General features: G+C 72.2%; 17 protein-coding genes. 16 read left to right on the top strand and 1 reads right to left on the bottom strand.

Going from position 1 to position 20437, the window contains the following annotated elements:
- Window positions 1-71: 71 nt before the first annotated feature.
- From P3G67_RS14745 to P3G67_RS14680, 14 genes are all read left to right on the top strand, one after another.
- Entirely contained in the window at window positions 72-983 is a 912-nt protein-coding gene (locus tag P3G67_RS14745; RefSeq protein WP_276093897.1) for a helix-turn-helix domain-containing protein, read from the top strand.
- A gap of 247 nt (window positions 984-1230) precedes the next feature.
- Window positions 1231-3087 (top strand): WD40 repeat domain-containing protein, encoded by a 1857-nt coding sequence (locus P3G67_RS14740; protein ID WP_276093896.1) that lies wholly within the window; start codon window positions 1231-1233, stop codon window positions 3085-3087.
- Window positions 3084-3743: a GTP cyclohydrolase II gene (locus tag P3G67_RS14735; RefSeq protein ID WP_276093895.1), complete on the top strand. Its 660-nt coding sequence runs from the start codon at window positions 3084-3086 to the stop codon at window positions 3741-3743. The genes P3G67_RS14740 and P3G67_RS14735 overlap by 4 nt, the downstream gene beginning before the upstream one ends.
- A gap of 221 nt (window positions 3744-3964) precedes the next feature.
- Window positions 3965-4918 carry a formylglycine-generating enzyme family protein gene (locus P3G67_RS14730; RefSeq protein WP_276093894.1) on the top strand — a complete coding sequence of 318 codons (954 nt, stop codon included), beginning with the start codon at window positions 3965-3967 and terminating at the stop codon, window positions 4916-4918.
- Window positions 4915-5967 (top strand): PLP-dependent lyase/thiolase, encoded by a 1053-nt coding sequence (locus tag P3G67_RS14725; protein WP_276093893.1) that lies wholly within the window; start codon window positions 4915-4917, stop codon window positions 5965-5967. Before P3G67_RS14730 ends, P3G67_RS14725 begins: the two co-directional genes overlap by 4 nt.
- The gene (locus tag P3G67_RS14720) at window positions 5951-6598 is read left to right on the top strand and encodes a class I SAM-dependent methyltransferase (RefSeq protein WP_276093892.1); all 648 of its coding nucleotides are present in this window, start codon (window positions 5951-5953) and stop codon (window positions 6596-6598) included. The genes P3G67_RS14725 and P3G67_RS14720 overlap by 17 nt, the downstream gene beginning before the upstream one ends.
- 2 nt (window positions 6599-6600) lie before the next feature.
- Window positions 6601-9885 carry an ATP-grasp domain-containing protein gene (locus tag P3G67_RS14715; RefSeq protein WP_276093891.1) on the top strand — a complete coding sequence of 1095 codons (3285 nt, stop codon included), beginning with the start codon at window positions 6601-6603 and terminating at the stop codon, window positions 9883-9885.
- Between the two features lie 28 nt (window positions 9886-9913).
- Complete coding sequence (locus tag P3G67_RS14710) at window positions 9914-10843, top strand: isopenicillin N synthase family dioxygenase (RefSeq protein ID WP_276093890.1); 930 nt, start codon at window positions 9914-9916, stop codon at window positions 10841-10843.
- Window positions 10844-10845: 2 nt separating this feature from the next.
- Entirely contained in the window at window positions 10846-12141 is a 1296-nt protein-coding gene (locus tag P3G67_RS14705) for an ATP-grasp domain-containing protein (RefSeq protein ID WP_276093889.1), read from the top strand.
- A complete protein-coding gene (locus P3G67_RS14700) occupies window positions 12138-12725 on the top strand; it encodes a serine O-acetyltransferase (RefSeq protein WP_276093888.1) in 588 nt (195 codons plus the stop codon). Before P3G67_RS14705 ends, P3G67_RS14700 begins: the two co-directional genes overlap by 4 nt.
- A complete protein-coding gene (locus P3G67_RS14695) occupies window positions 12722-13948 on the top strand; it encodes an MFS transporter (RefSeq protein WP_276093887.1) in 1227 nt (408 codons plus the stop codon). The genes P3G67_RS14700 and P3G67_RS14695 overlap by 4 nt, the downstream gene beginning before the upstream one ends.
- A 63-nt stretch (window positions 13949-14011) precedes the next feature.
- Window positions 14012-14422, top strand: coding sequence for a VOC family protein (locus tag P3G67_RS14690; protein ID WP_269859329.1), 411 nt, complete (start codon window positions 14012-14014; stop codon window positions 14420-14422).
- Between the two features lie 21 nt (window positions 14423-14443).
- Window positions 14444-15277: a flavin reductase family protein gene (locus P3G67_RS14685; RefSeq protein WP_276093886.1), complete on the top strand. Its 834-nt coding sequence runs from the start codon at window positions 14444-14446 to the stop codon at window positions 15275-15277.
- A 30-nt stretch (window positions 15278-15307) separates the two neighbouring features.
- The gene (locus P3G67_RS14680) at window positions 15308-16177 is read left to right on the top strand and encodes an arylamine N-acetyltransferase family protein (protein ID WP_276093885.1); all 870 of its coding nucleotides are present in this window, start codon (window positions 15308-15310) and stop codon (window positions 16175-16177) included.
- Window positions 16178-16190: 13 nt separating this feature from the next.
- Here P3G67_RS14680 and P3G67_RS14675 read toward each other — a convergent pair whose 3' ends face one another.
- The gene (locus P3G67_RS14675; RefSeq protein ID WP_276093884.1) at window positions 16191-17456 is read right to left on the bottom strand and encodes an LmeA family phospholipid-binding protein; all 1266 of its coding nucleotides are present in this window, start codon (window positions 17454-17456) and stop codon (window positions 16191-16193) included.
- 332 nt (window positions 17457-17788) lie between these two features.
- On the opposite strand from P3G67_RS14675, the gene P3G67_RS14670 reads away from it, so the two are divergent.
- Together P3G67_RS14670 and P3G67_RS14665 are read left to right on the top strand one after the other, a co-directional pair.
- The gene (locus P3G67_RS14670; protein WP_269859333.1) at window positions 17789-18742 is read left to right on the top strand and encodes a hypothetical protein; all 954 of its coding nucleotides are present in this window, start codon (window positions 17789-17791) and stop codon (window positions 18740-18742) included.
- Window positions 18743-18779: 37 nt separating this feature from the next.
- Window positions 18780-20300: an APC family permease gene (locus P3G67_RS14665; protein ID WP_276093883.1), complete on the top strand. Its 1521-nt coding sequence runs from the start codon at window positions 18780-18782 to the stop codon at window positions 20298-20300.
- Window positions 20301-20437: the final 137 nt, after the last annotated feature.

Raw genomic sequence — 20437 nt, 5'->3', positions numbered from 1 at the left:
CCACGGCTGTACCGGAGGGCGGCGCGGATGCCAGACTTGGGGGAAGTACCCAGTCGCACAGGAGAGTTGGAATGTCCGCCATGATGCGGCCGAGCGAAGAAGCGTCAATAAGGCGCTACCTCGAACACCCGAGGGGCGGACCCACCGTCCTGCGCATCGTGCTGGGCACCCAACTGCGCAGGCTCCGCGAGCAGTGCGGGATCACCCGGGAGGCGGCGGGCGACGCGATCCGCGGCTCGCACGCCAAGATCAGCCGTCTGGAACTCGGCCGGGTGAGCTTCAAGGAGCGCGACGTCTCCGATCTGCTCACCCTCTACGGCGTGTTGGACGAGCAGGAACGCGCCGACTACCTCACCCTGGCCCGCCAGGCGAGCACTCCCGGCTGGTGGAACCAGTACGGCGATGTGCTGCCCAGTTGGTTCGAGACGCACATCGGTCTGGAAGAGGCCGCCTCGATCATCCGGACCTACGAGGTCCAGTTCATCCCCGGCCTGCTCCAGACCGAGCAGTACGCACGCTCCGTCACCCGGCTCGGCTACCCGAACGCCTCGCTGCGTGAGATCGACCGCCGGGTCGAACTGCGCATGGCCCGCCAGCGCCTGCTGACCGCGCCCAACGCGCCCCGGCTGTGGGCCGTCGTGGACGAGGCCGCGCTGCGCCGTCCGCTGGGAGGCGCCGAGGCGATGCGGACCCAGCTGGAGCATCTGCTCAAGGCGGCCGAGCTGCCGAACATCACCTTGCAGGTCGCCCCGTTCCACCTGGGCGGAATCGCCGCGGCGGGCGGCCCGATCACCATCCTGCGCTTCCAGGAACCGGACCTGCCCGACATCGTCTACCTGGAGCAGCTCACCAGCGCGCTCTATCTCGACAAGCTGGACGAGGTCGACAACTACCTGAGTGTGATGGACCGCCTGTGCGCGGAGGCAGAACCGCCCAGGGAGTCCGTCAAGTTCGTCAAGGAACTGCTGCAGCAGCTCCGCTGAGCAAGCAAGGCGGGGCTTCGCGCCTGCCCGCGGGGAAACCCGCCGTGGCGGCGGGCGACCCGCCGCTGACTGGAACCGGTGCGATGAGGGCGCGGCCGAACGGCCGTGTCCTCTCTGGCATATGACGAAGTAGTTCGGCGCCCTTTGTTCGCCGTACCGGCGCTGCCACACGATTCGGTGAGATCGCTGCACAGCTCATCTCCCCTTCCGTCCTGTGGTCTTCGCCTAGAAAGCCATCACCATGCGCATGATCGAACTGCCCGCCAGCTCGACAGGGCATGCCGCTCCCCTCACCCACGTCGCCCTGCGTGGCGACGGTCTTCGTCTGGCGACCTGTTCCTATGACGGCACCACGCTGGTATGGGACACCAGCGATCCGTCAAATCCCCTGACACTGGCCCGGCTTCGGCACCGAAGACTGGTGAACGCCGCGGCCTGGAACCCGGCGGTCGCCTCGCTGCTGGCCACGGCGTCGGCGGACAAGACGGTCGCGGTATGGCGGGTGTCGGACGACGGTTCCACCGATCTGGTGAACGTGCTCGCCCGGCACACCGATGACATCAACTCCATTGCCTGGCTACCGGACGGCGAGCGGCTGATCTGTGTCTCCGAGGACGGCCGGGCGACCATGTGGGACGCGCTCACCGGTGCCTTCCTGACCGAGGTGGGCTCGCACGAGGCGCACTGCATGATGGTCTCGGTCAGTGTGCGCGGCACCGTCGCCACCGTGGGCGAGGACGGCATGGTGGCGGTCACCGAGCTGGCCGGGCCCGGTGCGCCGGGGGCCAGGTTCGTCCGCCGCTATGCCTCGTCCATCGAGGGCTGCGCCTGGTCGCGTTCCGGAGAGGTGCTCGCAGTGGCACGGGACGACGGCGCCGTCGACCTGCTCACCGCCGGGCTGGAGTTGGTGCGCACGGTCGAGGTCTCAAGCTCGGCCGCCCGCACCGTGGACTGGGCGGACGACGACTCCTGCTTCGTGGTGGGGGCGTACGACGGGTCGCTGCACTTCTTCGACCGGGGCGGACAGCGACTGCACCGGGTGGACGACGCCCGCGTCTGGCCGCGCTCGGTGTCGGCCGCACGGGGCCTGGTGGCGGCGGGCAGCTTCTGGGGCGGCCCGCACATCCTCGACCTGGCCAGCGGCACCGAGATCGCGGCGCCCGCCCGGCCCACCCACGGTCCCAACGCCCTCGCGGTGCGCGGCGACCAGCTGCTGGTGGGCTGCGACTCGGGCGCCGTCATGGCGATCGGCCTGGACGACGACGCCTTCGAGGTGCTCCAGGTAGCGGACAGCCCGATCCTCTCCCTGGCCGTGCGGGACGGTGCGCTCTACGCCGGAACGTACTCCGGCCACCTGGTGGCGTTCGACGGCGCCCGCAAGGTCAGCGGGCAGCTGGGCGCGCCGCTGCCGTCGCTCTGCCTCGACGGTGAACTGCTGGTCGCCGGGACCTACAACGGCGAGTTCATCGCCGTGGACCCGGACACCCTGGCGGTGGTCGACCGATGGGAGGCGCACGGCGGTTCGGTGAAGTCGCTGGCCGCGCTGCCCGACGGCGGATTCCTGTCCGCGGCCACCGACCGTACCGTCGCGATCGGCTCGTTCCGCGACCGAAGGGTGCTGTGGGAGCACGGCAACCTGGTCAACGCCGTCGCCGGGCTGGGCGGGTCGGTGGCCGCCAGCGCCTCCCGCGACCACACCGTCAAGGTCGGCAGGCTGGACCCGTCCGACGGAACCGTACGGCAGACGCAGACGCTGCTGGGTCCGGACGAGTCGGTCAAGTGCGTCGGCCTGCTGGGCAGTGCGCAGTCGCCGGTGGTCCTGGCGGGCAGTTACGACTTCGGGCTGTACGCCTGGGAGGTCGACTGGCGGGACAACGCGGGCACCCTCGCCTCGGGCCGGGTGGTCGCCGAGTTCGGGCAGGGCCTGTCCTGCATGCTGCGGCTGGACGACGACCGCATGGCCGCCGCGGGCTGGGACGGCCGGGTGGTGGTCGTGGAACGCGGCGGCCCCGGCCGGACACGGGTGGTGCGCTCGCTGCGGTTGCAGGAACTGCTGGCCTCGCACGAGTCCGCCCGCCTGGACGGCGAGATGGTGATCGCATGAGCACCACCGTCCCCGACACCACGCTCTCCGCGTCGGCCACCGTGCGCGCCAGAGTGGGCGTCACCCTGGACCGCGCCACCGGCCGCCGCGCCGAACTGGTCACCTTCCACGGGCTGCCGGACGGCGCCGAGCACGTCGCCTGCGTACTGCCCGCACCCCGTACCGCGGCCGACAGGGCACCCCTGGTCCGGCTGCACAGTGAATGCCTCACCGGGGACGTGTTCGGCTCGGCCCGCTGTGACTGCGGCCCCCAACTGGACGAGGCGCTGAGGCTGATCGCCGAGGAGGGCGGGGCCGTGCTCTACCTGCGCCAGGAGGGGCGCGGCATCGGTCTGTACAACAAGCTGGACACCTATCTGCTCCAGGACCGGCAGATCGACACCTTCGAGGCGAACCGCAGGATCGGCCGCGGCGCCGACGAGCGGGACTACTCGGCCGCCGCCGCCATGCTGCGCGCCCTCGGCCTCGACCGGATCCGGCTGCTGACCAACAACCCGGACAAGACCGCCCAGTTGCGCGCCCTCGGCATCGACGTCGCGGCGGTCGTGCCCACCGGCGTTCACCTCACCGCGGAGAACGCCGGCTATCTGGAGGCCAAGGCCCGGCTCGGCGGCCACACGCTGAGCGGACAGCGAGGAGAGGTTCCGTGGAACTAGGTCGTCTCGTTCCGGAGCGCGACGGTCGCGGTGGGTCCGAAAACCGCGGGACCGCGCCGTCGCCCGCCGCCGCGGCGGACCTTCCCGGGGGCAGGCCCCCAGGCCCCAAGGCCGGTCCGGGACTCGCACCGGAGACTGCCTCCCGCGACCGTGAGCACCCCGAACGGCGCGGCCCGGCGTGGGCGAAGCCACCGGGACCCGTCGGAGCTACCGGCCCGTCCTTGGCCGAGGTCGCGACCTCCCCGCACTTCGTGGAGCATGCCGCGCTGGCCGAACCGGGCAGGGTGCCGCCCGCCGCCGTGTCGTCGCGCCTGGACCCGGCCGACCTGGCCCGGGTGGTGGAGGACGCCCAGGTGCCGCTCGCCGAGCGGCTCGCCGCCGGAACCGTGCTCGCGGTGCTCGGCGACCCCCGGCTCACCCCGGTCCCGGCCACCTGCCATGTGCCGGGCGGAACCGCCGAGTTGGGCCTGGACCCGGCCGAGGTCGCCCGCATCACGGCCACCTGGGCACATGTGGGTGTGGTGGCGTCGTGGATCGAGAAGGAGACCCCGGCGCACAGCGTGCGCCTGGACGACTACTGGATCTGCCGCTATCCGGTCACCAACGCCGAGTACCGCGACTTCCTGGCCGACACCGGCCGGGAACACCGGCCCAGCACCTGGCACCTGGGCGCCTACCCGTGGGACCGCGCCAACCACCCGGTGGCCGGGATCTCCCCGCCGGAGGCCGACGCCTACGCGGCCTGGCTGACCCGGCGCACCGGGCACCCGTGGCGGCTGCCCACCGAGGCCGAGTGGGAGTACGCCGCCAAGGGGAGCGACGGCCGGGAGTTCCCGTGGGGCGGCGAGTTCGACCCGGCCCGCGCCAACACCCGGGAGACCGGGGTGCACACCACCACACCGGTGGGCGCCTTCCCGTCCGGACGCTCGCCGTTCGGCGTCGACGACATGGCGGGCAACGTCGAGGAGTTCGTCGCCGACCGCTACGCGCCCTACCCCGGTGGGCCGTTCGTGGGTGACCATCTGGTGCAGGCTGTGGGCGACTACCGGATCGCCCGGGGCGGCAGCTTCAGCCGGTTCGGCGATCTGGCCAGGACCAGGCGGCGGCACGGCGCCTTTCCCGGGCCGCTGTATCCGGTGGGCTTCCGGCTGGCGACCAGCGAGCGCCCGGCATGACCGCCGGAGCGGCCCGCCCGTTGGCCGACGCGGCCCGGGCGCTGGCCGAACGGGCGCCGCGCCGGGCCGACATCGAGGCGCCCTTCGCGGAGGTGGAACGCGCGGCGCACCGGCTGGTGCCGGAGCTGGCGGCGCTGCGCCCGACCGTGGGCGCGACGCCGATGACCGCCGTACCCAGCGAACTGGGCCGTGGCAGGGTGTGGTTGAAGCTGGAGTCGGCCAACACCGCCGGCACGGTCAAGGCCAGGACGGCGTACGCGCTGCTGTGCGCCGCGGTCGCCCAGGCCGGTTCGGCCAGGGTGCGGATCGTGGAGTACTCCGGCGGCAGCCTCGCCCTGGCGCTCGCCGAGTTCTGCGCGCTGCTCGGCATCGACCTGCGTCTGGTGGTGCCGCACGGCTCGCCGGAGCGCCTGCGGCGGACGCTGCGCGGACACGGCGCCCAGGTGTCCGCCGGGCGGCCGGGCACCGGCTTCCTGGGCGCGCTGGACGAGGCGGTGCGGGTGGCCGCGGCCGAGGAGCGGTATCTGCTGCTCCAGCACTGCGCGGCGCAGGCCGCGGCCATGCACCGCGAGCACACCGGTGCCGAGATCGCCGAGCGACTGGCCGCCGAGGGCGTCACACCAGCGGTACTCGCCGCCAGCGTCGGCTCCGGCGGCACCGCGCTCGGCGCGGCCCTCGCGCTGCGCGAACGCTGGCCGGACTGCGGCGCGTTGGCGGTGTTCCCGGCCGAGGCGCCGTACGGCGATCCGGCACCGCCGGACGGCACACCGCGGATGAACGGCACCGGGGGACTGGGACACGGACTGCTGCAACCACTGCTCGCCCCGTACCAGGAGCGGTTCACCTTCCGCACCGTCGCGTACCCCGAAGCGCTGCGCGCGATGCGGCACTTGAGGTCGGCGCACGGGCTCGCGGTCTCCAGCAGCGGTGCGGGCGCCTGGCTCCAGGCGTCACGGGAACTGGACCACGGCCCGGCCGGGCGGGAGGCGGTCGCGGTGGTGGCCGGACGAGGAACGATCGAGGAGTGGGCACATGCGGCAGGAGACTGACTACCCCGGATACCGGCGGATCGTACGGGACTCCTTCGAGCACTGGTACCAGGCGGGCAAGGACTCCTGGACCGGGGCACCCACCAACGACAAGGTGACCGACTTCTCGACCGCGAACGCCCCACTGCCCGTCCACGGCACCCGGCGGGTGCTGGACGTCGGCTGCGGTCGGGGGCACCAGACCGTACAGCTCGCCGAACGGCTGGACGCCGACGTGGTCGGCCTCGACCTGCTGGACGTCTGGGACGCGCGGCGGCCCGCGCACGGCACCGCGCGCTTCCGGCAGGGTGACTTCCTGTCCTTCGCCGAAGGCCCGGTGGACCTGCTGGTGGACAACGGCTGCCTGCACCACCAGCGCCGCGAGGAGTGGCCGGGCTGGGTGGAGCACGGCCGTGCCCTGCTGCGGCCGGGCGGGGTGTGGGTGGTCAGCTGCTTCCTCAGCCCGACGGCGGAGGTGGTGGCCAAGCCGCTGGCGGACGGACGGCTCAACTGGTGGCTGACCGAGTCAGCGGTCACCGAGCTGTTCGCCCGGTCAGGACTCACGGCGACCCAGCGGACCGTCATAGACCGGCAGTTCAACTACCAGGGCCACTGGCTGAAGTACTTGGCCCTCGCCTTCGTCAGGAGCTGACCGTGCACATCGTGATGCTTGAGGTCGCGCTCTCCCGCGGCTTCGACTACCTCGACGACCTGGTCGAGGCGGGCGTCGAGGTCTCCCTGGTGGTCAAGAGCCTCGCCGCGTACGCCGGTTCTCCCGGATTCGAACGGCACCGGCGCGCCGCCCGGGTGATCGAGGTGCCCGAGACGGAGGGCGTCGCGGACCTGGCCGACCAGATACGTGACCGCCTGGGTCCGACCCCGCCGGACGGGGTCTTCTGCGTCACCGAACGCTGCGTACCGGCCGCCGCCCAGCTCGCCCGTGACCTGGGCCTGCCGGGCGAAGCGGTGGAGACGGTTGCCCTGCTGCGGGACAAGGCGGCGGTCCGCGACCGGCTCACCCGGGCCGGTCTCGGCACGCTGCGCTGGCGTCGGGCCGAGGGGATCGCGGACGGGCTCGACGCGGCGGCCGCGATCGGCTACCCGGTCGTCGTCAAGCCGCTGTCGGGCTATGCGTCGATCGGCGTGACGGTGGCATGGACTCCCCAGGAGGCCGAACGCGCCCTGGCGGCGGCCCTTCAGGCGCCGGGCGGAGCCCGGGCGCTGGTGGAGGAGTACGCGGTCGGCCGCCATGTCAGCGCGGAGCTGCTGGTGCGGGACGGGCGGCCGATCCTGCTGGGGTTCGCCGAGCGGCTGCCGACCCGCCCGGGCACCACGGCCGAGCTGGGCGGGCACTTCCCGGCGTCGTTCGAGGGGCGTGGCGCCGCCCGTAGGTTCGCACTTGACGTGGTGTCCGCCCTCGGGGTGCGCGACAGCCCCTTGCACATCGAGATGCTGATCACCCCCACCGGCCCGGAACTGATCGAGGTCAACGGACGGATCGCCGGTCATGTGGTCACCCGCCAGATGGAGTTGGCGCTGGGCCGCTCGTTGAGCCTGGACCTGGCGGCGCTCGCCGCCTGGCGTCCGGTGGCCGAGGCGACCGAGCCGGTGGCGGCGGTGGCGCTGCGCCATGTGTGGTGCGAGCACGGCGGACGGGTGCGCTCGGTGACGCTGCCCGATCAACTGCCCGCCGGCGTCCGGGACTGCAAGGTGAGCGTGCGGCCCGGTGATGTGGTGCGGCCGATGCGGCACAACTACGACCGCATCGGCCATGTGCTCGCCGAGGCGCCCACGGTGGCCGAGGCCGCCGAACTCGCCGAGCGCACCGCGCGGCGGATCCGCGTCACACTGGACGAGCCGACCACCGGGGTGCCCGAAGCCGACACCGGCCGCCATGTGCTGGCGCTGCTCGCCCCCGACGGCGTGGCCCCCGACCGGGTCCTGGCCGCGATCGGCGCCGCCACCGGCCGGGTCAGCGTCCTGTGGTGCGGCGACCCGGCGGCCGCCCAGGCGGTCAGGTCCCCCTGGGCCGAGCGCTACACCGGGACCTGGTACGACGCACCGGACCGGGCGCTGGCCGAACCGGTGGACGCCGTGGTCTCCTTCGCCCAGTCCGCCGCACGGCGGCCGACTTCAGGCGAGGGACGCACCGCTGTCGCCCTGGTGGCCCGAGGCCACATCCACCACCTGGGTGTCATCGAGGACTTGGGCTTCGACTCCGAGGGCCACCGCACCCTCCGCTACCCCTGCCCCCCGCCCACCGCCGAACTGCTGGACCAGGCGACCGACGCCATCCAACGAGCCGACGTCCCCGAAGGGTTGGTGCGCTGCGAATTCCCCGACGACGGCGGGCCCGTGGCCGTACTGCCCGGGCTGGACGAGACGTCCCGGGCGCTTCTGGACGCACTCCACCCACGCGACGTGATCGCCACCGCGACCGCCGCCGCTCTCGGCGACCCCGTCCGGTGGATGCCGCCGCGCCCCGGCACGGCACTGCTGCGCGAACTCGCCGGGCCGCAGGGGGCGTTCCGTGTCGTACAGGCCACCGCCGAGGCAGAGCTGTACGACGACCCGCAGGTCAGCTACGTCCGCGTCCCGCTGCCCCTCGGCACCGTCCGTCAGGGCGGCGGCCGACCGGTGCGGCTGGCGTACGTGGTGCGAGGCGAGGACGCGGCGGACTGCCGGGCGGCCAGCGCTCGCATCGAAGCCCAACTCGTCTTCCGGCACGTCACGTTGGAGCGCGAGCACGTCGTGCTGATCGACCGCACGGGAGGCGCGGCGTGGACCCAGGACAACGGTGATCCGGTGCTCGACCCGGAGCGCTTCCGGGTGAGCGTGCTCAGCGGCCACCCCCAGGCGGGCGGCTGCGCCGCGCCCGTCGACCATCTGCAACGCCTCGACGTCTGGGACACCGACGCGGTCGACCGCACCGTACGCACCCTGCACGCCATCCATCCGGTGCACCGCATCGCCTGCGGGTCCGAGCGGCTGCTGGAGTGGGCGGCCAACCTGCGCGGCAGCCTCGGCCTCCCCGGCGACACCGTCGGCTACGCTCGGTCGTTCCGGGACAAGGCGGATATGAAGCGGATCGCCCGCAGCGCCGGTATCCGGCACGCCGACGGACGGGTGCTCCACGAACCCGCCGACGCGCGGGAGCTGTTGGCCCGGCACGGCGCGGTGGTGGTCAAGCCCAGGGACCTGTCCGGATCGCAGGGCGTGGTGTTCTGCCGTGACCGGACCGAACTCGACCACTGGCTGCGCACCCGGTTCGCGCCCGGCCGATATCTCGCCGAGGCACTGGTGTCCGGCCCGATGTGCCACATCGACGCCGTGGTGTACGGCTCCTTCGTCGCCTGGGACGTCTCCCGCTACGCCCGCGACACCCTGGCGTACACCAGGGGCCAGCCGCTGTCCGGGCAGACCTGCGACGATCCCCGGATCCGCGGCCAGGCCCGGGAGTTGCTGGACCAGGTGGTGTCCGCCTGGCGGGTGCGGGCCGGAGTGCTGCACCTGGAAGCCTTCGACGAGGGCGACCGGCTCACCTTCTGCGAGGTGGCCGCCCGGCCGGGCGGCGCCGGGGTGATCCGGGCCTTCTGGGCCACCCGCGGTATCGACCTGCGGCACGCCAAGGTGCTGATTGACGCGGGCGAGGACCCCCGGCGACTGGCGGTCGACCCCGTTGCCGCCCACGCCGGTTGGACGGTGCACTACTCCGGCGGCGGCTGGCTGGAGGAGTACGACGACTCGGCGGTCGCCGACCGCGCGCTGCACCGCACCGTCAACGTCCGCGTCGGCGGTTACGCGCCCGCGTCCGACTTCTCCGGCACCGGGATCAGCACCCATGTGTTCGCCGACGACTCCGCCGCGGAGGTCCGCCGTCTGGTGACCGCGGCCGAACGGGACATCCGCATCCGGCTGAGGCAGCCCGCTCAGGGGTGAACCCGGGCCCGAGGAAAGGGAAGGAAGCATGCTCCAGGAAATCGACCTCACCGCCCGGTGCGGGCACCAGCGGCTGCGCACCGCGCTGCGCGACGGCTTCTTCTTCGTCCGCAACACCGTCCCGGAAATCCTGCTGGACGACGCCTACCAACTGCTTGAGGCGTTCTTCGCACTGCCCGAGCGGGACAAGCGCGGCTGCCGGGTGCCCGGCAGCAACGGTCAGTCCGGTTACACACCACCGCTGGTGGAGACCGCGGAGAAGGGCGAGACGGCCGACTGGAAGGAACTCTTCCACTGGGGGGTACGGCTGCCCGCCGGTCACCCGCTGGCCGTACGCTACCCGGCGCGCTACCCGGAACCGCTGATGCCGGACCAACTGGTCCCCGGCATCGGCGCCGTGCTCACCGAACTGCACACGCGGATGCTGCGCTTCCAGCACGAGGTCGCCGCCGCCATCGGCGAGGCGCTCGGCGCACACCCCGGGTACTTCGCGGAGATGCTGGAGGACGGCCCGGTGGTCAACCGCGCCACCTGGTATCCGCCGATGGACCAGGCCCCGTCGCAGCGGCACGTATGGGCCGTGGAACACCAGGACTTCGACCTGATCACCGCGCTGCCCAGGGCCACCGCCACCGGGTTGCAGGTACAGGTGGAGGGCGGCGAATGGCTCAGCGTGGACGCGCCCGCCGGGCACGCCGTGATGAACGTCGGCATGGTGCTGGAACGGCTCACCGGCGGCCTGGCCCGGGCCGCCGTGCACCGGGTGGTGGCCGCGCCCGGGCAGCACGGCGGACGGCTGTCCATCGTCCAGTTCTGCCATCCCGCGCCCTGGACCGTGCTGACCCCGCTGGCCCGCGGCGAGCGGGAGGCGGCGCGGTTCCCCACGCTCACCGCCGACGATCTGTTCCAGCGCACCATGTACCGGATCAACCGGCTCGACACCCGGCAGGTGAACTGACCATGTCCGAGCAGCCGTTGCACCTGTTGCTGATCGCGGGCGTCGGCGGGCTGTCCGCGGCCGACGCGCTCGCCGCCGCCCGGCGCGCCACACCGCGCGTCTCCCTGGTGTTCGTCGCCGCATGGAGTCCGCCCGACGCCGCCCGCGAGGCATGGGAACGGGCCCCCGGTGGCGGCGCCTTCCTGGTCGCCGACGGCCTCGACGGCGTGGTGGACGCGGCTGTGGCGCTGCACGGGCGGGTACCGCTGCACGGTGTGGTCACCTACTCGGAACTCCTGCTGCGGCCCCAGGCCGAGATCGCCGACCGACTCGGGCTGCCCGGCAACAGTCCGCGGGCCGTCGCTGTCGCCCAGTCCAAGGCCCGGCAGCGGGCGGCGTTCGCCGCACACGCGGTGCCGTCGCCGCGCTCCGCGGTGATCCGCGGCGACGGCGACCTGGCCGCCGCCGTGTCCGCGGTCGGGCTGCCCGCGGTCTTCAAGCCGTCCCTCGGTGCGGGCAGCCAGGGTGTCCATCTGGTGTCCACCGCCGGGGAGTTGGCGGACGCGTTCCGCCGCGGGCTCGGCGCCGACACGCCCTTCATCCAGCGGGACGACGCCTTCCTGCTGGAGGAGCCCATGCGGCTGGAGGGCACCGCCCCCTCGCCGTACGCGGACTATGTGAGCGTGGAGTCGCTGCTGTTCCACGGCGCGGCGCAACACCTCGCGGTCAGCGACCGGCTTCGGCTGCGGCACGGTTACGTCGAGGAAGGGCTGGTGCTACCGAGCCGTTTGGACGAGCCGACCGCCCGGCGGGTGGTCGACTGCGCGGACCAGGCGATCAAGGCCATCGGGCTCACCCACGGCGCGGTGCACACAGAGATCGCCGTGCTGCCCGACGGCCCCCGGGTGATCGAGGTCAACGCAAGGGCCGGGGGGCCGCTGCCCAACCTGCTGCGGGAGGCGGCCGGTTACGACTTCGCCCGGGAGATCGCCCGTACCGCCCTGGGGTTGCGGCCGGCGCCCAGGCCGCGGACCACCTCCGTCGCCTGGTTCCGCTTCGTGCCCATTCCGGCGGGGGAGTGGCGGGTCGTCTCCCAGCGCACCGTGGAGGAGGTGCGGGCGGCGTTCCCGCGACTCGTACGGCTGGGGCTGCGGTTCCGCCCGGGGCAGCAGGCACGGCGCGACACCACCCAGCACCTGGCCGCCTTCACGGTGGTGGCCGACAGTACCGACGAGGCACGGCGCACCGCGGAGGCCGTCGAGCGGTACCTGGACATCCGGCTGGAACCGGTCGACGAGCGGCAGGGAGCGTTGCGGTGAACCAGTCGACCCTGCCACGCGGTACGAGACGCGCCCGCTCCGCCACCGGCCCCCCGCGCCAACTGCCCAGGCACGATGAGGGACTCACCGGTCTCCTGCGTACCGTCGCGGAGGACCTGCGCACGGTCGTCGACCGCGACCCCTCCCGGGCGACGCTGCTGGACGCCGTGCTGCACCCGCCCTGGCAGGGGCTGGTGCTGTACCGGCTCGCCCACCGGCTGCACGTGCGGGGGCGGCGGTTCGGTCCCGGGCTGCTCACCTGGGTGGCCCGGGTGGTCTCCGGGATGGAGATCCACGCTGGTGCCCGGATCGGCCGACGGGTCTTCATCGACCACGGATTCGGTGTGGTGATCGGCGAAACGGCCGTCGTGGGCAACGATGTGACGATCTATCACCAGGTGACACTCGGCTCCCGCGGCTGGTGGCAGGACGGCGGACCCGGTGCCCGGCGGCACCCCGTGGTGGGCGACCGGGTCACCATCGGCGTCGGCGCCTCACTGCTGGGACCGATCACCGTGGCCGACGACTGCCCGATCAGGGCCCATGAACTCGTCACCAACGACCGCCCCGGAGGCGCCAGATGAGCCGTGACCACACCACGACCTCCGCACGCCGCCGGATCTACGCCGTGGGCCTCGCGGACTCCACCGGGCTCGGCATGTACCTGGCGTTCTCGGCCGTCTACCTCAACCAGGCCGTGCGCATGCCGAACGACCAGATCGGCCTGGTGCTCGGCATCACCGGCATCACCTCGCTGCTCGGCGCCCTGCCCATCGCCCGGTTCGCCCAACGGCACGGCCTGCGACGGGCGTTGTGGTGGCTGTTCCTGGCCCGGGCGGCCTCGTATGTGGCGCTGGCCTGTGCGGTGAACCTGCCCACGGCGGCGCTCGCCGCCGGGTTCGGCGGGCTGCTGAACCGCGGCATCGGCCCGCTGGTGCAGTCGGTGCTGATCGCGGGCACCGACTCGGCGGGAGCCGTCGCGGGGCTGGCCCGGCTGCGGGCGCTGCGCAACGCCGGTATGGCCGCCGGCGCGCTGCCGTCAGGTGCCGCGGTCGCCATCGGGCAGCAGTGGGCGTACCGGGGGGTGATGCTGGCAGCGGCGGCCGTCTTCGTGGGGTGCGCCGTGATCTCGCGCGGTTTCTGCGACTCCGGTGAGGTCAAGCGGCCGGCGGCGCGGCGCGGGGCCGGGGTGGGCCGGGACCGGGTGTTCCTGCTGATCACCGCCAGCTACGGGGCGTTGACCCTGTCGGCGATCCTGCTGGGCGTCGGGCTGCCGCTGTGGATCACCCAGCGCACCCACGCCCCGTCCTGGAGCGTGGGCCTGGTGCAGATCCTCAACACCGTCCTCGTGGTGCTCTTGCAGGTACGGGTCAGCCGGGGATCGCAGGACCCGCGCAGAGCCCGCGCGATGATGCTGGCGGGCGGACTGCTCGCGGCCGCCGGGGCGCTCGCCGCGCCGCTCACCGGGTTCGGGCGCGGCGCGCTGCCGCTGGCCGCCGTGGTGCTCACCGTGCTGCTGATGACGGGCGCCGAGCTGTACATCACCTCGGGGGGACTGAGCCTGGCGCTGGCGCACACCCCGCAGGAGCGGCGGCCGGTCTATCTGGCGACGTTCAACCTGGGCTTCGCCGCCGCGACGGTGGTCGGCCCGACGCTGGTCAGCCTCGGCCTCGGGCTGGGCAGGCCCGGCTGGTTCGCCTGGGCGCTGCTGTTCGCCCTGCTGGGCCTGGCGTGCCTGGCGCTGCCCACCGCACCGCGGCTCCGCGGCGCCGAACGCACCGCCGGGAACAGCGCCGTCAGCGCGTAAACTCCCGCCACCCGGCGGCCGGTTGGCGCCGCCGGGGACCACCGACGAAGGGGAATCCCCGCCGTGATCGAACCGCACCTCACCCTCCGCATCGCCCGTCCGGTGCTCGACCTGGACGCCAGCGAGGACTTCTACGTGCACGGCCTCGGCCTGGCCCGGCTGGCCCGGATCGCCGGGGACCCGGCGGCCGGTGAACGCGATCTGCTGATGACCGGCCCCGCCGACGGCAACTGGCACCTCGAACTCACCGCCAGCGCCCACGACGTGGTGCGGCCCACCCCGACCCCGGAGGACCTGCTCGTCATCTACCTGGGCCAACCCGTACCACCGGAGGCGGTGCGCCGGGCGGTACGGCACGGCGGCACCGTGGTGCCCTCGCACAACCCCTACTGGGACCGCTTCGGTGTCACCATCGCGGATCCCGACGGATACCGCGTGGTGCTCACCGAACGGACCTGGAACACCCGCGGTTGACTCCCACCCGAAGGTAGCGGAATGTCCCTCACGGTCCCGACCGAACTGCCCAGCAGACTGTGGAAGACGTTGACCAGCGCGGTCGGGATCATTTCCGTCCGCCATGGAAACCGCGTCAACGTGATGTCGGCGGAATGGTCGTATTTCGTCAACAAGGAACCGCTGTACGCGGCGGTCGTCCTCAGCCCGAAAGCCGTCACCCGGGAACTACTGCCCGACGCCGGGGAGTTCGGTCTCACCCTCTGCTCGGAGCGGCAGGCGGAACTGGCGGACTTCGTCGGCAGCTTCTCCGTCGCCCAGGTCGACAAGACCACCAGTGAACTCGTCGAGTTCGGCACACCCCGGGCGATCACCACCCCATGGGTCACCGGAGGGGTGGTGGCCCTGGAGTGCGTGCTGCGCGAGACGGTGCCGTTTCCCGTGCACACCATGTTCGTGGGCGAGGTGGTGGCCTGCCACCTTCCCGACGCCGAGCTCAGACCCCTGGTGAAACACGGCCCGATGCACACCCTCGGCGGCCCGGTGCGGCGTTCCGCCGTGGTGGCCGCCGCGGCCCCGCTGCCGAACGGCGCGGTGCGCATCGCGGCCACCGGTCCGGCCGCCGACGGGCCGGATGTCTGGCGGCTGAGCCTGCTGCTACCGGACGGCGCGGCGGTGGGACTGGGCGAGCATCCGTCCGGTGAGTTCGGTGACCTCCTGCTCGACGTACCGCTGCCCCCCGGCCTGCCGCCGCGTTCCGCCGCACGGATCAAAGTGGAACGACAGGGCGCTGAGCCGGGTTACGCCCGGATCGCACCGCACCAACCTGACGTCGAGCACCCGGACTTGACGACCTCGGCGCGCGGCCATGGCTGACCGCCAGCCGACCCTGGAAGCTCAAGTCTCATGACAGCACTCACTGACGCCCGCAGCTGGCACGGCGAACAGCTCGACCTGGACGCCTACCTGGACCGTGTCGACTACCACGGGGACACCTCCCCGACCCTGTCGACACTGCGCGCCCTGCACCGCGCGCACATCACCCACATCCCCTTCGAGAACCTGGAGATGGTGCTGGGCCGCGCCATCCCGCTGGATGTCGAAAGCCTCCAGGACAAGATGGTGCGGCGCCCTCGCGGCGGCTACTGCTACGAGCACAGCAAGCTGTTCGCCGCCGCCCTGGAACGGCTCGGCTTCAGCGTCTGGGGACTGGCCGCCCGGGTCCGTGTGGGCACCAACCTGCTGCGTCCGGCCACCCACGCGCTGCTGCGGGTGGGCACCGACGAGACCCCGGACACCGGACGCACCTGGATCTGCGACGTCGGCTTCGGCCGTGACCCGTTGGAGCCGGTGGAACTCGCCGACGGCACCGAGATCACCCCCGACGGCTGGCGGTTCCGGCTGGAACGGCAGACGCCGGTGCCCGGTGCCGAGGAGTGGATGCTGCGCTCCCTGGGCGCCGACGGCTGGTTCGACATGCACGGTTTCACCCTTGACCCGCGCTACGCCGTTGACTACACCGTCGCCAACCACTACATGTCCACCCACCCGTCCTCCCCGTTCGCCAACCGGCTGCTGGTGCAGCAGATGGGACCCGGGGCCCTCTACGCCCTGGCCGCCACCGAGCTGACCGCCACCCACCCGGACGGCACGGTCGACACGTGGCAGCTGAAGGCGGACGAGCTTCCGCAGACCCTGGCCGACGTCTTCCGGATCACCCTTCCCGAGGAGGACATGGCACGGGTGGTCGCCGCCGTCGACGGGTTACGGCGATGACCACCCCTACCACTCACAACTTCGTGCCGTCGCCCACCGGAACATTGGTGCCGTAGGCATGGACCTCGATCCCGTCGTGCCGCACCGACACGTCCCGCAGCCGTATGCCACCGGGCAGCTGCGGCAGTCTGAACGACAGCGACAACCGCTCGGCGAGCTTGGGCACCTGGATGTCCCGCAACCCCTGCACCAGGGAGGGATCGACACCGAGCTTCCCCAGTATCCAGGGGTTCTGCTCCACCAGGTCAAGGACGTTGACCTGCATCAGCCGTTCCACGAAGCGCGGATCGTCGGTGATCCGTCGAAGTACCGCGTCGCTGCGCGTCGCCTCCTGGGCCATCCGCGGGGTGAGCCCCAGGCGTTCCGCGATCGAGCCGACCGACAGCAGCGCCTTGGCCTTCGCGGCGTCGGTGCGGATCCGCTCGGCCATCGGCCGGGCCAGCCGCAGTCCGCCGTGGTCACCCGGGGTGTAACTCGCCACCCCCGGAACGTCGATCAGCATGTCGTCCACGGCCGTGTTGACCGAATGGTCGCCGTCGAGGCGAAGATGGGCCACCGCCCGCGCCCGTACCCGGTAGCCCGCGATCGGCAACTGCCCCTCGGCGAGCACCGAATGATCGTCCCGCGCACTGAACTTCACCTGCGACGACCCCAGTTCACGGTCGAGGTCGTCGAACGCCAGCAGCACACTGCCCTGCATCCGCCCGATCACCGCGCCGCGGATCGAGGACGGCACATCGCCCAGGACCCGGATGTCCCGCACCGCCCCGTCCACCCTGGCGACGGAGACCGGCCCGGCTGACACATGCGGCACCGTGATGTCCACCTGGTCGAGCCGTCCGTGCACCACCTGGGTCAGGAACGGGAAGCCATGGATGTCGACCTCGGGGTCGGCCTGAAGGTGCATGGCCTCCTTGAGCCGGTGCGCCGCCTGCTTCTCGGCGTACAGCGCCGCCCAGCGGTCCGCCAGAGTGAGGAAGGTCCCGCAGGTGACCACGGCCACCAGGGCCTTGGCGGTGGTGGGAACTCTGAGCCCGCGCCGCGGCCGGTGCCGCCGGTGGGCGCCGCGGTGAACCGGTTCCTGATCGTCGTCGTACTCCGGTCGCAGACCAAGACCGAGCGGGTCGTGCCGGTCCTCCTCGCGGAGGTCCAGCGAACCCAGTTCCTCATACGGGTTGTGGTGGGGCGGCAACGGCTCGGCGCCGCGCGGATCCGCCAACTCCTCGTACGGGTTGCGCCACTCGGATTCCCTGGTGTGGGGGCGGGAATCCCCGGACACATGGCCCACGGTCGTCCTGTTCGTGGTGTGGGGTGCCATCGAACGATCTCATCACGAACACCCGTACGGACCGCAAGTCTCTTAACGGAATCCCGGTTCCCTCCGGGGAGCGCGATGCCGGTCGACGGCAGGTCACAGGGGTGAACTCGGTTGAGTCCAGGGGCAGTTGGGGAGGGTTTGGCTCCGGTCCGCTCTTGACGCGGAGCGACGCCTGCCGCTTTGCTGTGCGTGATCACACGATTCTGTGGTTGTTCTGTGACTGCCCTGTGCCGGTACACGGGCGATCCGACCAGTCGCCCGGAGGGGAAGTGCGCCGTGGAGGAAGTACGTCTATGACGCCGCCTCCGCCTCCCCTGGGACGCTCCCGACGCAGGGACGACATCAGCTTCGATCCGGCACTGGACGACAGCGAGCTGGCCACCGTCCGGGACGCACTCGCCCGCGGCCGATGGGAACACGCCCGCGCACTGCTCGCCGCCACCGGCGACGACTGGGACCGGCGTGGACACCGCCTCGTCGTGCTCGCCGAAGGCCCGACGAGCGCCGCCTGGGCCCGGGACTGGCAGCTCGCCGAACCGGACAGCGCGGACGCCGCCGCCCTGCTCGCCTGCGCCGCGGTCTTCCGCGCGGTACACGGCAAGGGCGCCGCCCGGGACGCGCACGAGGCCTGCGCCGCCGCCGCCCGCATGGCCCCCGAGGACCCCTCGCCCTGGCTCGGCCTGCTCATCCTGGCCCGCCGCACCGGGACCGACGACGAACGGGTACGCGCCTTCGACCAGGTCCGCACCCGGCACCGTGAGCACCACCACGCCCACCACCTGATGGCCGCCTGCCTGGCCGAGCGCGCGCCCGGCGACAGTGACGACCCGCTGCACGAGGTGTACGACTTCGCCTCCTGGGCCGCCGAGCAGGCGCCCGCCGACTCACCGCTGGCCGTACTGCCGGTGGTCGCCCACGCCGAGCGCTACCGGGTGCTGGCCGGCACCGGCGTCGAGCCGCGCGACCCCGCCCACTCCGGGCACTGGACCACCCGCCGCGCCCGGCAGGCCATGAAGGCCGCCTTCGACTGGTGGCTGGAGTGGGACGACGACCACCACCATCCACGCCGCAAGGTCGACCTCAACTACCTGGCGCACGCCAAGTTCTACGAAGGCCGCGTCGCCGAGGCCGCCGCGCTGTTCACCCGCATCGGCCCGCATGCGACGCACGTGCCCTGGTCCTATCCGGACCGCGACCCGAAGAAGGCGTTCCGTGCCGTGCGCCGCGCCGCGCTCGGCTCCTCGTAACCGCGCCCAACCCCCCCAAGGGAAGGAAACGCACCGCATGTTGACGGGCAGCACGAGCGAGATCAGCACCTATCTCGGCCAGGAGCGACGGCTGCGCGCGGGCCGTCTGGGCCTGCCCGGGCTGCTGCTGTCGGTGGTCGCGGCCAGCGCGCCGATGATGGTGGTGGCCGGGGTCATGCCCACCACGTTCGGTGAGATGGGCGTCGTGGGGCAACCACTGCTGTTCGTGATCCTCGCCGTGGTCCTGATGCTGTTCAGCGTCGGATACGCGGAGATGAGCAGGCATGTGCACAACGCCGGGGCGTTCTACGCGTACATCGCCCGCGGCCTCGGCGGCACCGCGGGAGCCGCCGCGTCCGTGGTGGCACTGGTCGCCTACAGCGCCATGCAGGTCGGCATCTTCGGCATCTTCGGCTTCGAACTGTCCGGGCAGTTGGCCAAGCACTTCGACATCGGCCTCGCCTGGTGGATCCCCGCGCTGGTGGCCGTGGTCGTGGTCGGCGCGCTCGGCTGGCTGAAGATCGACCTCAACGCCAAGGTGCTCGGGGTGCTGCTGCTGGTCGAGTGCGCCACGGTGCTCGCCTTCGACGCCGCCGGACTGGCACAACCGGGCAGGGACGGGCTGTCACTGCACTCCTTCAACCCGGACACGCTCGGCGGGGCGGGCATCGGTACCGCGCTGTGCTTCTGCGTCGCCGCCTTCGTCGGCTTCGAGCAGGCACCGGTCTACGCCGAGGAGACCAACCGTCCGCATGTGCTGGTGGCCAGGGCGATGTTCCTCGCGGTCGGCTTCGTCGCGCTGTTCTTCGTCGTCGGCTCCTGGGCGCTCAGCGTGGCCGCGGGGCCGTCGCAGATCGTCGGTACGGCCCAGAAACAGGGTCCCAACCTGCTGTTCTGGCTCGCGCAGAACCGGCTCGGGACCGGTTTCACCGACGTCATGCACGTCTTCTACGTGACCGGGATGTTCGCCGCCATGCTCAGCTTCCACAACGTGGTCGCGCGGTACGCCTTCGCCATGGGGCGTGAGGGGCTGCTGCCCGCGGCGGTCGGCCGCACCTCCAGGGGCAGCGGCGCACCCGCCTACGGTTCGCTCCTGCAGAGCGCTGTCTCGCTGGTGGTGGTGCTGGTCTTCGCGGCGACCGACAACAGGCCGCACGACGACCCGACCGCGCCGGTGCTCCATCTGTTCACCTGGATGGGCAACGTCGGAGCGCTCGGCATCATCCTGCTGATGGCCACGGCCTGCGCCGCCGTCATCGCCTTCTTCGTACGGCACGGCGCGGCCCGCGCCCAGGCCGGGCGGCTGGCCGCCTCGGGACTGGCCGGCGCCGCGCTGCTGGTGATCGCGGTGCTGACGGTCAAGGACTTCGGCGTGCTGCTGGGCGCCGACCCCGGCTCCCCGCTGAGCTGGATGCTGCCCGGCATCATCGGGCTTTCCGCGGTCGGCGGCCTGGTCCACGGGCTGGTGCTGAAGGCGGCGCGGCCCGCCGTACACACCCGCATCGGCCTGGGCAACGAGGCATTCCAACTGGAGAGGGCCGCCGCGTCGCGGCCATGACCACCTGACGAAGGGACTTCCCAATCGTGATGTCAAGCCGCAGTCGTGACGGGAGGTGAACCTTGGTAGCACTGGCCGTCACGGATCATCGCCCACAGAACGTTGAGGCGTCGGCGGGCGAGGGCCAGCAGTGCCTG

Origin of the sequence: Streptomyces silvisoli, from assembly GCF_029269905.1 — a bacterium.
GTDB lineage: Bacteria > Actinomycetota > Actinomycetes > Streptomycetales > Streptomycetaceae > Streptantibioticus_A > Streptantibioticus_A silvisoli_A.
Note: the sequence above shows the minus strand (reverse complement) of the source record. Positions and strands in the feature narration are given on the sequence as shown.